Origin of the sequence: Streptococcus sp. A22, assembly GCF_043674215.1 — a bacterium.
In the GTDB taxonomy this organism is placed as follows: Bacteria; Bacillota; Bacilli; order Lactobacillales; family Streptococcaceae; genus Streptococcus; species Streptococcus suis_V.
In genome coordinates this window covers 20,769-34,503 of the sequence record NZ_JBIMJQ010000023.1, presented here as the reverse complement: position 1 = coordinate 34,503, position 13,735 = coordinate 20,769, and the positions used below count along the sequence as shown (strand labels likewise).

14 protein-coding genes are annotated in these 13,735 nt (G+C 45.5%); 11 read left to right on the top strand and 3 right to left on the bottom strand.

The window, feature by feature from the left end; all coding sequences use genetic code 11:
• Positions 1–113: 113 nt before the first annotated feature.
• Complete coding sequence (locus tag ACHBHN_RS09075; RefSeq protein WP_125266291.1) at positions 114–296, bottom strand: hypothetical protein; 183 nt, start codon at positions 294–296, stop codon at positions 114–116.
• Positions 297–385: 89 nt separating this feature from the next.
• Between ACHBHN_RS09075 and ACHBHN_RS09070 the strand changes: the two genes are divergently transcribed.
• Positions 386–904 carry a hypothetical protein gene (locus tag ACHBHN_RS09070; protein ID WP_105110245.1) on the top strand — a complete coding sequence of 173 codons (519 nt, stop codon included), beginning with the start codon at positions 386–388 and terminating at the stop codon, positions 902–904.
• Positions 905–950: 46 nt separating this feature from the next.
• On the opposite strand, the gene ACHBHN_RS09065 is transcribed toward ACHBHN_RS09070, so the two are convergent.
• Positions 951–2,363, bottom strand: coding sequence for an SH3 domain-containing protein (locus tag ACHBHN_RS09065; RefSeq protein WP_394733958.1), 1,413 nt, complete (start codon positions 2,361–2,363; stop codon positions 951–953).
• A gap of 451 nt (positions 2,364–2,814) precedes the next feature.
• Positions 2,815–4,503, bottom strand: a complete 1,689-nt coding sequence (gene argS / locus ACHBHN_RS09060; RefSeq protein ID WP_105110243.1) for an arginine--tRNA ligase — start codon at positions 4,501–4,503, stop codon at positions 2,815–2,817.
• Positions 4,504–4,606: 103 nt separating this feature from the next.
• Between argS and argR the strand changes: the two genes are divergently transcribed.
• From argR to ACHBHN_RS09010, 10 genes are all read left to right on the top strand, one after another.
• The gene (argR, locus tag ACHBHN_RS09055) at positions 4,607–5,047 is read left to right on the top strand and encodes an arginine repressor (RefSeq protein ID WP_105110242.1); all 441 of its coding nucleotides are present in this window, start codon (positions 4,607–4,609) and stop codon (positions 5,045–5,047) included.
• A gap of 13 nt (positions 5,048–5,060) precedes the next feature.
• The gene (gene mutS, locus ACHBHN_RS09050) at positions 5,061–7,592 is read left to right on the top strand and encodes a DNA mismatch repair protein MutS (RefSeq protein ID WP_394733957.1); all 2,532 of its coding nucleotides are present in this window, start codon (positions 5,061–5,063) and stop codon (positions 7,590–7,592) included.
• Between the two features lie 37 nt (positions 7,593–7,629).
• Positions 7,630–8,550, top strand: a complete 921-nt coding sequence (locus ACHBHN_RS09045; RefSeq protein WP_172009683.1) for a magnesium transporter CorA family protein — start codon at positions 7,630–7,632, stop codon at positions 8,548–8,550.
• A gap of 148 nt (positions 8,551–8,698) precedes the next feature.
• A complete protein-coding gene (locus ACHBHN_RS09040) occupies positions 8,699–9,142 on the top strand; it encodes a LytTR family DNA-binding domain-containing protein (RefSeq protein WP_105122403.1) in 444 nt (147 codons plus the stop codon).
• Positions 9,139–9,585: a DUF3021 domain-containing protein gene (locus ACHBHN_RS09035; RefSeq protein ID WP_394733956.1), complete on the top strand. Its 447-nt coding sequence runs from the start codon at positions 9,139–9,141 to the stop codon at positions 9,583–9,585. The genes ACHBHN_RS09040 and ACHBHN_RS09035 overlap by 4 nt, the downstream gene beginning before the upstream one ends.
• A gap of 44 nt (positions 9,586–9,629) precedes the next feature.
• Positions 9,630–9,806, top strand: a complete 177-nt coding sequence (locus tag ACHBHN_RS09030) for a hypothetical protein (RefSeq protein ID WP_161942998.1) — start codon at positions 9,630–9,632, stop codon at positions 9,804–9,806.
• 125 nt (positions 9,807–9,931) lie between these two features.
• Positions 9,932–11,881 carry a DNA mismatch repair endonuclease MutL gene (gene mutL / locus ACHBHN_RS09025; RefSeq protein WP_394733955.1) on the top strand — a complete coding sequence of 650 codons (1,950 nt, stop codon included), beginning with the start codon at positions 9,932–9,934 and terminating at the stop codon, positions 11,879–11,881.
• Positions 11,882–11,887: 6 nt separating this feature from the next.
• Positions 11,888–12,478 carry a Holliday junction branch migration protein RuvA gene (ruvA, locus tag ACHBHN_RS09020; RefSeq protein WP_105122400.1) on the top strand — a complete coding sequence of 197 codons (591 nt, stop codon included), beginning with the start codon at positions 11,888–11,890 and terminating at the stop codon, positions 12,476–12,478.
• An 8-nt stretch (positions 12,479–12,486) separates the two neighbouring features.
• Complete coding sequence (locus ACHBHN_RS09015) at positions 12,487–13,128, top strand: hypothetical protein (RefSeq protein ID WP_125266299.1); 642 nt, start codon at positions 12,487–12,489, stop codon at positions 13,126–13,128.
• Positions 13,128–13,703: a DNA-3-methyladenine glycosylase I gene (locus ACHBHN_RS09010; RefSeq protein WP_394733954.1), complete on the top strand. Its 576-nt coding sequence runs from the start codon at positions 13,128–13,130 to the stop codon at positions 13,701–13,703. Before ACHBHN_RS09015 ends, ACHBHN_RS09010 begins: the two co-directional genes overlap by 1 nt.
• Positions 13,704–13,735: the final 32 nt, after the last annotated feature.

Genomic DNA, 13,735 nt, shown 5'->3' with positions numbered 1-13,735 from the left:
AATTTCCATATTTGGATTACGAGACTCAAAATATTTTTCGTCAAATACCTTGATGGACTTGACAAATGGTAGAAAAAGAACTCCTCTGGGTTTGCTCAGAGGAGTTAATATTTTCATTTATTTTTCCGTACATAGATCCAGTAGCTGACCCAGTAATAAATCAGGTAGAGCAGCCAGGCTAGAACCGTAAGAGCCAGTAGGCTGTTCAGGACCTTGGAGACGCTTGGGAGAAGCCAGTTTATCAGCAAAGTTGTTACAAAAATCGCTATCCCTGCATAGGTCGGTAGTTTTTTCATCTCAAAGCCCTCCTTTGTGATTATTATATCAAAATTATATTGACAAAACAAATATAAGCGTGTAATATAATGTAAAAAGGAGTATTCTTATGAAAAGACCAATTCATCTCTATATTTTTGTAGCTCTATCAGCTATTGCCAGTCTCTTGCGGGTCTACAATGCATTTTTCTCACATTATAATGAGGAAGCCATGCTTCAACTGGTGCAAAGTGCTCCAAGTATAGACGAAAACTTCCTCATCTATACCAAGGAGGCTATCGGTTTCCAAACAAATCTTATCAATAAGGTTCTGGCAGCGCTTTTGCTGTTGACCGTAGTAGCAACAATCGTCTTCCTCTTCATGAAAAAGAACGAGCAGGCCTCCTTTACCTATCTCGGTTATGTCTTTGGAGCCTTGTTATTTAACACCTACGCCTTTATTGGTGGTAAGGGCTTAGTCTCTATCTTCACGGATGAATTGACCCGCCAAGGAACATCTGCAACCTTGATGGGAGGCTATATTGTCAATATTGTCTTGTTTGCTATCTATTTTGGTGTGACTGTATTTTTCCATTTGCGTAAGCCCAAGGAAAAGCCAAATGCAGCAACCAATGCAACCGACATCTAATAATTAGAAAATGCACAGCTGATGTAGCGTGTGCATTTTTTGTTGCTTAAGGTAGGGCAATGTAGCGACGAGCACCAGAATAGGATAAGTAGCTCAACCACTGCTTGCCTTCTGCCTGGACGATTCGGTCATAGTTGACGCTTTGACCGACGTTATAGTAGGCTAGAATTGAAGCTGATAAACTAGCTTGATTTCGAATGGCCAATCGGTTCTTGAAGGTATAGGTGCCCGACGAAGGTAGGGCCGGTGTGCTTGGGCTGGTTGGTGCAGGTTTTGGAGTAGGTGTGGTCGTAGTAGTAGCGGTTGTTGTCAATTTTTTAATCGGTATATAGCGACGATTTCCAGCAAAGCTGAGGTAGCTAATCCACTGGTAGCCGTCTGCTTCCAAGATACGGTCGTAGTTAACGCTTTGCCCTGCTTGATAGTTTGCCAAGGTTGGACTAGCTATTTTTGCCTCAGCCTTGATGGCGGTTTGGGCGGTGAAAGTGTAGGTTCCGCTTGGAGCTAGGTTGGTTGTTGAACTTGCAGGCTTGGTTGGTGTCGTCGAGACCGGTGTAGTGGTAGTCGCTCCAGAATAGCCGGTCAAGTCCTTGAAATGAATATAGCCGCTGACTGAATTTTTATGAATCCAGCGTTTATTGTAACTTTCATTATAGTTAAAATTATATTCTTCAATCTCTACCATATCACCATTGATAGCGGATACCCAGGCCACGTGCATGCTATTCCACCAAGCAACAGAGCCGATGGCAGGGTTCATGTCTACGCGGTAGCCTTCACGTTGGGCGCGGTAACCCCAAACATCGGCATTACCGTAAGCACGCGGTAGGGTAAAGCCGTTTGTAGTACTGAGGCGGAAGGCGACGAAGGATGTGCACTGGCGCGTGTACATTCCCCAAGGGTCGACCTGCCAGCCAATTTTATAGGGATAGTTGTCCCCAAGGGCTGCAGAAGTGGTTGTTGTGCTAGCTGTTCGCATTTGGTTACTTGGAGTGACCGCAGTGCGCGCGGTCCCAGTATTTGTCGTGGTATTGCTTGTCCCAGCTGTTTGCGGGATTGTTATGGTTCTGGCTTGGTTTTTGGAAATGGCAGAGCTACTGCTGGTAGTTGCAGGAGCTACTGCTTGTATCGTACTTGTATTTGTTTGTGGGGTAATCACTTCTTGTGGCTTGGAAATTATTCCTGCATCACTGGTCTTTGTAGCAGTCGTTTGCTGGCTGGCTTGGTTTGTATTGGTAGAAGATGTACTTGTTTCAGTACTTGTTTGACTTGCCTGACTCGTTTGAACTGGGCTACCTGCTTGTGCCGTAGAAGGATTGGTGGTAGAAGCTGTCGTACTAGCCGCAACCAGTTGGGCATTTAGCAGACTGACAGTTGCCAGCAGGACTGAGGCAGCACCGAAAGAATATTTTCGGATAGAAAAGCGTGATGCATGGTGTGTAAGTGATTGTTTTGTCATTCAGACTCCTTTTAAAAATTTTTTATGTGGAAGTTTCGGAGGCAGCCAATCATATTGTTCAGGATTGGGGGTTAGAACCTGTATTCACATCTCGGCATTTGAGCTAATTAAGGTAGCTTACTTGTGACTACAGTTTCTTAGTTCTTTATGAAATTTAGATTTATATTGAATGAACCTCACATTCAGATTCGTTGCATATACTCAATGAAAATCAAAAGTAGCCTAGGAAACGACGCCGAAGGTAGAACTGGAGTTCACCAAGGCAAGTTGACAACGGATAAGATGATTTTCGAAGAGTATTAATCTGGATATGACCTTCATTGAGCATTCGGAGTTGATTGACTGCTCCTCGCCTCCTCACTTACTCTGTTCGCAAGTCGGCTGGAATTTTTCCAAAAAAATTGGGAAAAATAAAAAATCCTTAACCAAAATGGTCAAGGATTGGGATGAATTACATTTTTTCAGGGGCTTGGACACCGAGAAGGCGGAGAGCCTCTTTGAGAACGACACCAGTTGCGTAGGCAAGGGCCAGACGGCTGTCACGTTCTGGGCTTTCGTCCAGGATACGTGTGTGGGCGTAGTATTTGTTGAAGGCTTGAGCCAGATTGATGGCGTATTTGGCAATCAAAGATGGGTCAAATTTGTCACCGGCACGTTCAACAACATTTGAGAAGTTTTGGATGTGCTTGATGATATCCCAGCTTTCTGCGTCAGCCAGCTTGTAGTCATTGTCAGCGCTTGGTGTAAAGTCAGCCTTGCGCAGGATAGACTGGATGCGGGCGTATGCGTATTGAACATAAGGACCAGTCTCACCTTCGAAGGATACCATAGCCTCTAGGTCAAAGTCATAGCCGTTGTCGCGGTCGGTTTTGAGGTCGTAGAACTTAACAGCTCCGACACCGACTGCATGCGCGACTTCTTCCTTGTTTTCCAGGTCTGGATTTTTAGCTTCGATTTGAGAAAGGGCGCGTGAGATAGCCTCATCAAGCGTCGGCTCGAGCAGGATAATATTTCCCTTACGAGTAGACAATTTTTTCTTGTCTTTTGTCACCAAGCCGAAGGTGATATGTTTCATATCGTCGCTCCAGTTGAAACCCATTTCCTTGAGAACAGCTTTCAGTTGCTTGAAGTGGTTAATTTGCTCCTGACCAACGACGTAGATGTTTTTCACGAAGTCATAAGTGCGCTTGCGGTACATAGCTGTAGCCATGTCGCGGGTGATATAAAGTGTGGCACCGTCTGTTTTCATAATGAGGGCTGGTGGCAGGTTGTAGCTTTCCAAATCTACAATGCGGGCACCTTTAGACTCATGGAGCAGGCCTTTTTCTTCTAAGATTTGAATTCCTTCATCCATCTTGTCATTGTAGAAGGCTTCACCGTTGAAGCTGTCGAAGGTAACGCCTAGCTTGTCGTAGATGCGGTTAAATTCCACCAAACTTTCGTCGCGGAACCATTGCCACAATTCTTTTGCTTCAGGGTCGCCGTCTTCCAATTTTTTGAACCATTGGCGAGCTTCTTCGTCCAGTTCAGGTTTTTCTTCGGCCTCAGCATTGATACGGACATAGAGTTTGAGCAATTCAGAGATTGGGTCAGCTTCAACCGCTGCCTTGTCGCCCCAGAGTTTGTAAGCAACAATCAGCATACCGAACTGTTTGCCCCAGTCGCCCAGGTGGTTGATACGAATTGGCTTGTAGCCCAGTTTTGCATGGATATTTGCCAGAGCGTCCCCGATAACGGTCGAACGGAGGTGTCCAACAGAGAAGGGTTTTGCGATATTAGGACTAGACATATCGATAGTGACATTGCGGTCTTGACCGATAGTTAGTTGACCGTAGTCTGCCTTTTCGGTGATGACCTGGGTCAGGACATCGTGCGAAATTGCGGCCTTGTCCAAGAAGAAGTTGACATAAGGACCAGTTGCCACGACTTTTTCAAAACCTGCAGTATCCAGCTTTTCAACAATGTCAGCTGCGATGGCTTGTGGTGCCTTGCGCTCAACCTTTGCTAGTGAGAAAGCCGGAAAGGCGATGTCGCCCATTTCGGATGACTTTGGTTTTTCAAGCAGTGCATAAATGGCTTCAACTTCCAAGTTAGGAAGCACAGCAGCCAATTTTTCAGCAATCATTTGTTTATGATTCATATAAATCCCTCCAGGAGTTATTGATTCTATTTTAACATAATTCTAAGTCAATAGTTGTGAAAAATGATATAATATTTATAAATATACATTCAGAGGTAAGATGATGAACAAGCTAGAACGCCATGACTTGATCAAGTCTATGATTCGTCAAGAAAAAATAGGTCGTCAAACAGATATTCAAAGAGGCCTGGAAGAGCAGGGGGTTGTGGTAACGCAGACCACTCTTTCTAGGGATTTGCGAGAGCTGGGAGTTGTGAAAGTGTATGAGGGTGGACGATCCTATTATTCCATGACTGTCGAGGATGACCAGGTCCACTTTGTCCAATTGCTGGCCCAGTATGCCTACAAGGTCGAGCGCGCTAGTTTTATCTTGGTACTCCACTCAGACTTGGGTGAAGCAGCCTTGATGGCCAATATTATTGACGCGGAAAAGCCTGCGCCAATCTTGGGAACTATTGCAGGAGCTGATACCCTCTTAGTCATTTGCCGAGACGAGTCAGCGGCCCAGCAGGTAGAGGCAGAGATTAACTCTTATTTAGTATAGAATGTGAGAGACTATGGCAACAGAAAAAATTTCTCCAGGAATGCAGCAGTATCTGGATATTAAGGCACAATATCCAGATGCTTTTTTGCTTTTCCGTATGGGAGACTTTTACGAGTTATTTTATGAAGATGCGGTCGAGGCGGCTCAGATTTTGGAGCTGTCTCTGACTAGTCGCAATAAGAATGCGGACAATCCTATTCCCATGGCCGGTGTGCCTTACCATGCGGCCCAGCAATATATTGACACGTTGGTGGAGCTGGGGCATAAGGTCGCCATTGCTGAGCAGATGGAGGATCCTAAGCAGGCTGTCGGTGTGGTCAAGCGTGAAGTAGTTCAGGTCATCACTCCGGGGACGGTGACGGATTCCTCGAAAATGGGAGCCGACAGCAATTTCTTGGTTGCCATTGAGCGTAGCGGGGCTCATTTTGCCCTGTCTTATATGGACGTGGCAACCGGACAATTTTTCGTGACTAGTTTGGATGATTTTGCTAGTCTCTGCGGAGAAATCCGCAATCTGCGGGCGCGTGAAGTGGTCATCGGCTTTACCCTTTCTGAAGAGGAAGAGCAGGTGTTTGCCAATCAGATGAATCTGCTCCTGTCTTTTGAGGATGAGGTTGCAGATGATGTTCATCTGATTGACCAATCCTTGACGGACTTGGAGAAGGCTGCGGCAGGGAAATTGTTGTCTTATTTGCATAGGACCCAGATGCGAGATTTGGCGCATTTGCAAAAGGTAGTCCACTATGAAATCAAGGATTATTTGCAGATGGATTATGCGACCAAGTCCAGTCTGGACTTGCTTGAAAATGGACGGACAGTCAAGAAGCATGGTAGTCTTTACTGGCTCATGGATGAGACCAAGACGGCTATGGGGATGCGGCTCTTGCGGACTTGGATTGACCGCCCTTTGATTGATCAGGGGCGAATTGAGGCGCGGCAGGCAGTTGTGCAGGTCTTTTTGGATTATTTCTTTGAGCGTAGCGACTTGATTGAGGCGCTGAAAGGGGTCTATGATATTGAGCGCTTGGCCAGCCGAGTATCCTTCGGGAAAACCTTGCCCAAGGATCTCTTGCAACTTTCTCAGACCTTGGGAAATGTGCCGGCTATCAAAAATATCTTGTCGCAGATGGGAGAGCCTGCTCTGGCTAGCTTGGTTCAGGGGCTGGATCCCATCCCAGAACTTCATGCGCTGATTAGCTCTGCTATTGACCCAGAGGCCAATGGACCGATTACCGATGGCAATATCATCAAGACGGGCTTTGACGAGACCTTGGATCAATACCGCCTAGTCATGCGCGAGGGGGCGGGCTGGATTGCCGAAGTTGAGTCCAAGGAGCGGACGGCGTCTGGTATAAATAATCTCAAGATTGATTACAACAAAAAAGATGGTTATTATTTCCACGTGACCAATTCTAATTTGGGCAATGTGCCAGCTCATTTTTTCCGTAAGGCGACGCTGAAAAATTCGGAGCGCTATGGGACGGAAGAATTATCCAAAATCGAAGGTCAGATGCTGGAGGCGCGTGACAAATCAGCCAATCTGGAGTACGAGATTTTTATGCGCATCCGTCAAGAAGTGGAGAAATACATCGGTCGCCTGCAGAAATTGGCTCGTACCATTGCTACTATTGATGTCCTGCAGTCTTTTGCGGTTGTGGCGGAGCAAGAGCGCTTGGTTTGTCCGACCTTTACGGAGCACCGCGAATTGACCATTGACCGAGGTCGTCATGCCGTAGTGGAAAAGGTTATGGGTAAGCAGACCTATATTCCCAACTCAATCCATCTGGATGGAGAAACCCATATGCAACTGATTACAGGCCCCAATATGTCCGGTAAATCGACCTATATGCGCCAGCTGGCTGTGATTGTTATCATGGCGCAGATGGGATCCTATGTGCCGGCTGATCAGGCGGAATTGCCAATTTTTGATGCGATTTTCACTCGGATTGGTGCGGCGGATGATTTGGTCAGTGGGCAGTCGACTTTCATGGTAGAAATGATGGAGGCCAACAAGGCTGTGCGTTTGGCGACAGACCGCTCGCTCATTCTCTTTGACGAGTTGGGGCGTGGGACAGCGACTTACGACGGTATGGCTCTGGCCCAGTCCATTATTGAGTATATCCACGACAAGATTGGTGCTAAGACCTTATTTGCGACCCATTACCATGAATTGACCGAGCTAGGACAGACCTTGGAGCACTTGGAGAATGTCCATGTGTCGACCTTGGAGCAAAATGGTCAGGTGACCTTCCTTCACAAGATTGCGCCAGGTCCTGCCGACAAGTCTTACGGTATCCATGTGGCCAAAATCGCAGGTATGCCAGAGGACTTACTCAAACGGGCGGATAGTATTTTGCAGCAATTGGAAAATCATGCGCCGTCCAGTCAGCCAAATCTAGTGAGTGAACCAGCCTTGGGGCAGTTGGATTTGTTTGCAGAAATTAGCAGCCATCCTGTGTTGGATGAATTGCAGGCTCTGGACATCCACAATATGACCCCTATGGAGGTCATGATGGTGGTTGCAGAGTTGAAGAAGAAGCTGTGAGATGAGTATCGGCAGGAAGAAATAATTGAGGTAAGGAATGAAAAAAATCACGACAACTCATTTTACATGGTTGGTGGCAGATGCGGGCGAGACAACAGATATTGATTTTTTGAAGGAAAATCTCCATTTGGATTCGGAAATCCTGTCCTACGTATTGGATAAAAACGAATTTGCGCGTTTGGAGTATGACAAACATAGTCAGGAACTGTTGGTGATTTACAATGCCCTGCGTTCAAATTCTAAGTCAGATTTGACCTACCAGACAGCTCCGGTGTCTTTCTTTGTATCTGGCAATCAGTTACTGACGATTTTTGGTGAGGATACCAATTATTTGCAGGCCAGTTTTGAACGAATATTGCATAGGCGACAGGATGCGACCATGCTAGAATTTGTTTTCACTGCCCTGTTTCTGATTTCAAAAGCCTATTTCCCAGTTCTGGAGAAATTGAACCGCAAAAGTTCGGAATTAAACAGGGTCTTGCGCGATGAGACGACTAAAAAATCTCTTTTGGAATTGTCAGATTTGGGAACTGGTCTAGTTTATCTGGCCTCTGCCAGCAAGCAAAATGCTTTGTTATTGGAACAATTGCAGGGGCAGACCTTTTACAAAAGCTTGTCGGAAGATGAACTGGAACAATTGGAAGATGCCCACATCGAGGCCCGTCAGCTGATGGAAATGACCAATCTATCAGCCCAAGTCATCGAGAAGTTGGAAGGCACCTACAATAATGTCCTTAACAACAATTTGAACGATACCATGAAAACCATGACCAAATTATCTATCCTTTTGGCCATCCCAGCCATTGTCACAGGATTTTTCGGTATGAACGTGGAACTTCCTAGTATTTTCATGAAAATCAGCCAGTCTTGGTTTTGGGTCATTATCCTCTCGGCGGGGCTGTGGGTAGTGATTGCACTCTTTCTCAATCGCATTATGCGCAAGGAGACTAGACGTTAAAATGATGTTAGTCAGAACAGTGGTTCTGGCTTTTTTGCCGTTTAGACGTGGAATTTGACCGAATGGCGACAGGCTATTGAAATTCGTCTGTTAATGGGTTTTAATAGTCATAGAAGTTAGCTGGCTTTAAATAAAGAAAGGAGAGTTTATGAAAGTGAAGGTTGCTATCTCGCCCGAAATCCTAGAAGATTTGGTTACGGTTGAAGCGAGAAAATTAACAGCACAGATTAGTAGCTTGGTGGAAATGATTGAGACCTTTGGTAGGCAGGCGGAGCGTCTGACGGTCAAAAAAGGTGAGGAGGTTCACTTGTTGGAGTTGTCGGAGATTTACCGACTCTATTTGGAAAATAAAATATTGCAGATTGAGACGAGGGATGCAGTTTACCAGTCAGATTTGCGGCTTTATCAGGTCAAGGAAGTATTGTCATTGGATTTTCTACAGGTCTCTCAGTCAGAAATCATCAACTTGAAGCAATTGGGTCACTTAAAACAGACACCTAATGGCTTGGTCAAGTTAGTCATGAAAAATGGGGCGGGAACATATTCCTCTCGCCGTTATTTGAAAGTTATTAAAGAAAGGTTAGGATTATGAAAAAATATCTCTTATCGGCATCTTTGGGTGTTACCATTGGTAGTTTAATTTCAATTGTTATGGCAAGCTTCTTTGGCGAAGGTTACTATTTGCCAATTAATCCTCATTCGACCATGGGAGCCATTTATCTGGAGCGGTTTTCGCAGCCGCTGATTATGCTGATTTCGGTTGTTATTTGGGGGACAATCGGTGTCCTCTTCCAAGCTGCGGACAAGATTTTTGAGCAAGATTGGAGCTTGGTTCGGATGATGGTGATGCATTTTCTGGTAACGGCAATCGGTTTTACACCGCTATCGATTTTAGCGGGATGGTTTCCAGTCAATCTTGCAGGACTGCTCTTTTTCTGGATGCTCTTTATCTTGATTTATGCCTTGATTTATTGGTTTAATATCCATCAGATGCGCCAACAAATTGAACGAATCAATCGTTCTTTGGATAAATAAGCAAAATTTGCTACAATGGATATAGGAATTAATAAAGAGTTTTCATGAAGACAATTCAACTTGTATTTTTTGGTTTTTTCTTATTGTTTAATTGTGGCTATATTCTTTATAATCTCATCACAGGCTTTGATTGGTCTCAAATTCTCTTGCCAGTTGCCTTTGCCCTGTTTAGCGGATGGGGATGTTACTCACTTTTTAAGGAGATGAAACAAGCCAAATAATCTCTTAGATGTAAAACATTCGTCTAAGGTTAGGGAATATCGTTCTCTTTTTATAAATTGCCCGTTCTTTTTAGCTGATATAGAAGAAATCGATAGGATATTGTCTTTGTGCTATAATAAAAGATATGACAAATGAGAGAACTAAAACAAATCATATTATTGAATTGCCAGATATTCTAGCCAATCAGATTGCAGCCGGAGAGGTCATTGAGCGTCCGGCCAGTGTCGTTAAGGAGCTTTTGGAAAATTCCATCGATGCAGGCGCGACTCAGATTCAGATTGTGATTGAAGAAGCGGGGCTCAAGACCATTCAAATTACGGACAACGGCGAGGGCATTGCGCATGATGAGGTGCGCTTGGCCCTTCGCCGTCATGCGACTAGCAAGATAAAAAATCAAGCGGACCTTTTTCGTATTCGGACCTTGGGTTTTCGTGGTGAGGCCCTGCCCTCTATCGCCTCTGTCAGCCAGATGGTGATTGAAACGGCCACTGCGGATCATCCTCACGGCATCTTGCTGGAGGCTAAGGGCGGGGTAGTTGAAAAAGAAGAACCTATCAGCCGTCCAGTCGGGACTCAGATGACGGTTTCGGATTTATTTTACAATACCCCTGCTCGGCTCAAATATGTCCGCAGCCAGCAGGCCGAATTATCTCACATTATCGACGTTGTCAACCGTCTCAGCCTAGCCCATCCAGAAATCAGCTTTACTCTGATAAATGAAGGTCGGGAATTGCTTGCCACTGCTGGAACAGGCAATCTCCGTCAGGCCATTTCTGGTGTCTACGGCATTGCATCGGCTAAGAAAATGGTTGAAATTGTTGCCGAGGACTTGGATTTTCAGGTGTCGGGCTATGTTTCCTTACCCGAATTGACCCGGGCCAACCGCAACTACATCAGCATTTTCATCAACGGCCGCTACATCAAGAATTTCCTGCTTAACCGAGCGATTTTGGAAGGATATGGCAGTAAGCTCATGGTCGGACGTTTTCCACTGGCGGTGCTTGCCATTGAGATTGACCCTTATCTTGCTGATGTCAATGTCCATCCGACCAAGCAGGAAGTCCGTATTTCCAAGGAAAAGGAGCTGATGCAGCTCATTCGTGAAGCCATTGCTCAAGCCCTCAAGGAGCAAGATTTGATTCCAGATGCTTTGGAAAATCTGGCGAAATCCAGCACGCGGACCAAGGTCAAAGCTGAGCAGACGACGTTACCGTTGCGTGAGACCAATCTCTACTACGACACGGTCAAGAAAGATTTCTTCCTCAAGCCAGAGGTTGTGGCGGAGGAGATTGCGCCATTGGAAATGGCAGAGCAGTCGAGTCAGCCTGAGCCTCAGGCTGCAGCTATCAAATTTGCCCAGCGTTTGTCAGCAGACGAGCAGGATGCCGAGCATCCTGCCCTCAGTCAGAAAGAATTAGCCAAGTTGGCCAATCAGCTGGACAAAGAACAGACGTCGACCTTCCCAGAATTGGAATATTTTGGTCAGATGCACGGAACCTATCTCTTCGCTCAAGGCAAGGGCGGCCTCTATATCATCGACCAGCACGCTGCTCAGGAGCGGGTCAAGTACGAATACTACCGTGAGAAAATTGGCGAGGTGGACAATTCTGCCCAGCAACTGTTGGTACCCTACATTTTTGAATTTCCTCAAAATGATGCCCTGACCCTGTCCAGTAAGTTGGAAAGCCTGCGCCAGGTCGGCATCAATCTAGAAGAGTACGGTAGCAACCAATTCATCCTGCGGGAACATCCGATATGGATGCAGGAAGAGGAAATTGAGTCTGGGGTCTATGAGATGTGTGACATGTTGCTCTTGACCGACCAAGTTTCCATCAAGCAGTATCGGGCTGAGTTGGCTATTATGATGTCCTGCAAGCGGTCGATTAAGGCTAACCATGCCTTGGATGACTATTCGGCGCGTGACCTCATTCGCCAGCTGTCCCACACGAAAAATCCTTATAACTGTCCGCACGGTCGCCCAGTTTTAGTCAACTTCAGCAAGTCGGACATGGAAAAAATGTTTAGACGCATTCAGGAAAATCACACCTCTTTACGAGAATTAGGAAAGTATTAGAAAATCATGTACGACTATATCAAAGGAAAACTTACGAAAATCACTGCTAAATACATCGTCATTGAAGTGACGGGTATTGGCTACATTCTTCATGTGGCCAATCCTTACGCTTTTTCTGGCCATGTCAACCAAGAAGTGACGGTGTACACGCATCAAGTCATTCGAGAAGATGCCCACTTGCTTTACGGATTTATGACAGAAGCTGAAAAGTCTGTCTTTCTCAGCCTGATTTCTGTGTCTGGTATCGGTCCGACAACAGCTCTAGCCATCATTGCCGTGGATGATAATGACGGGCTGGTTCGGGCCATTGAGCAGAAAAATATTACCTACCTGACCAAGTTTCCGAAAATCGGTAAAAAAACAGCCCAGCAAATGGTGCTGGACTTGGAAGGCAGGTTTGTTATGAGCGAAGAAACAGGTCCCGTCGAAACGTCGGCTCCGACCAGTGAAAATCATGCCTTGGAAGAAGCAATGGAGGCAATGGAGGCACTCGGCTACCGACCGGCTGAACTCAAGAAAATCAAGAAATTCTTCGACGGCACGACCGATACCGCTGAGAATTACATCAAGTCCGCCCTCAAGATGTTGATGAAGTGAGGATAGTGATGAGATTAAATTTGATACATGCTGGGACTAGCCATAGACCAAACTATCCTTTGTCAGGAAAAGAATTTTCTATTGATTATCACTATATGCCTCATGAAGAGGTTGTCATCATAGGACGCATAGACCCTAATTACCACTTTTTTGAAGCTCGAGCATCTTTGAAAGACACGGAAAAAATATCGTCCATCTATAAGGACTTGATGGCGGATCAACAGGACCATGTTCGCCTTGGGACACTCCATCATCTCGGCTATACCTATTCTGGTCGTCTGAGTGCTTCTCTAATATCGAATTATGTCGGTTATTGGGATACATACACGGGTCTGCAAATTAAGCAGAAAGATGAACATTCTGGCGGACATTTTGCTTATTTTTTACAAAGACACTATCGTGAACAAGTGAGAAAGGCGGAGCTACGCGATAGGAGTGGTTCGTATGTATCAATCCTGGAAAATTATCAAGCCTATCTAAAAACAGTTGATTATATGGCTTATGAGGGTAAGGTAGAACCTCTGAGGCAGATATTGGAGCAAGAGGCTTATGTGCTTCTGTCTCAAAATGAAGAGCTCGTTCAAGCTTATAAAGCTTGTCTAGATTTGATAGGATCGCTCTATAATACTTATCAGACTGCCATTCTTTAATGCTAGAAAGGAAAAATATGAACCGTTGTTCTTGGGTCAATCTCAACAATCCCTTCTATATAGCCTATCACGATCAAGAATGGGGGCGCCCTTTGCATGAGGAGCAGGCTCTCTTTGAATTGCTCTGTTTGGAGACCTATCAAGCAGGTCTGTCTTGGGAAATTGTGCTCAACAAGCGACAGGCTTTCAAGGCTGTCTTTCATGATTATGACTATCAAGCGGTTGCTAGCATGACTGACCAGCAGCTGGATGCCCTGCTCGACAATCCAGCTATTATTCGGCACAAGGCTAAGCTCTACGCGACCCGTGCCAATGCCCAAGCCTTTCTCAAGTTACAGGAAGAATGCGGCAGTTTTGACCATTATATCTGGTCTTGGCTAGCAGGTCGCCCACAGGTCAATTCGGTTGGTGACTACCGTCAAGTTCCTGCTAAAACCTCCCTTTCCGAGGCTATTTCCAAGGACTTGAAAAAACGAGGTTTTAAATTTGTCGGTCCTGTCTGCGTCTATTCTTTCCTACAAGCAGCCGGGCTCATTAACGACCATGAAAATACGTGTGACTGGAAAAATATCTAAAACCACCACCCAATTACGAACTAATAGATAGG

Excerpts from the sequence above, each read along its gene's own strand:
- ruvA (WP_105122400.1), top strand. The coding sequence starts at position 11,888 with ATGTACGACTATATCAAAGGAAAACTTACGAAAATCACTGCTAAATAC.
- ACHBHN_RS09030 (WP_161942998.1), top strand. The coding sequence starts at position 9,630 with ATGAAGACAATTCAACTTGTATTTTTTGGTTTTTTCTTATTGTTTAAT.
- argR (WP_105110242.1), top strand. The coding sequence starts at position 4,607 with ATGAACAAGCTAGAACGCCATGACTTGATCAAGTCTATGATTCGTCAA.
- mutL (WP_394733955.1), top strand. The coding sequence starts at position 9,932 with ATGACAAATGAGAGAACTAAAACAAATCATATTATTGAATTGCCAGAT.
- ACHBHN_RS09065 (WP_394733958.1), bottom strand. The coding sequence starts at position 2,363 with ATGACAAAACAATCACTTACACACCATGCATCACGCTTTTCTATCCGA.
- ACHBHN_RS09045 (WP_172009683.1), top strand. The coding sequence starts at position 7,630 with ATGAAAAAAATCACGACAACTCATTTTACATGGTTGGTGGCAGATGCG.
- ACHBHN_RS09010 (WP_394733954.1), top strand. The coding sequence starts at position 13,128 with ATGCTAGAAAGGAAAAATATGAACCGTTGTTCTTGGGTCAATCTCAAC.
- ACHBHN_RS09040 (WP_105122403.1), top strand. The coding sequence starts at position 8,699 with ATGAAAGTGAAGGTTGCTATCTCGCCCGAAATCCTAGAAGATTTGGTT.
- mutS (WP_394733957.1), top strand. The coding sequence starts at position 5,061 with ATGGCAACAGAAAAAATTTCTCCAGGAATGCAGCAGTATCTGGATATT.
- ACHBHN_RS09015 (WP_125266299.1), top strand. The coding sequence starts at position 12,487 with ATGAGATTAAATTTGATACATGCTGGGACTAGCCATAGACCAAACTAT.
- argS (WP_105110243.1), bottom strand. The coding sequence starts at position 4,503 with ATGAATCATAAACAAATGATTGCTGAAAAATTGGCTGCTGTGCTTCCT.
- ACHBHN_RS09070 (WP_105110245.1), top strand. The coding sequence starts at position 386 with ATGAAAAGACCAATTCATCTCTATATTTTTGTAGCTCTATCAGCTATT.
- ACHBHN_RS09035 (WP_394733956.1), top strand. The coding sequence starts at position 9,139 with ATGAAAAAATATCTCTTATCGGCATCTTTGGGTGTTACCATTGGTAGT.
- ACHBHN_RS09075 (WP_125266291.1), bottom strand. The coding sequence starts at position 296 with ATGAAAAAACTACCGACCTATGCAGGGATAGCGATTTTTGTAACAACT.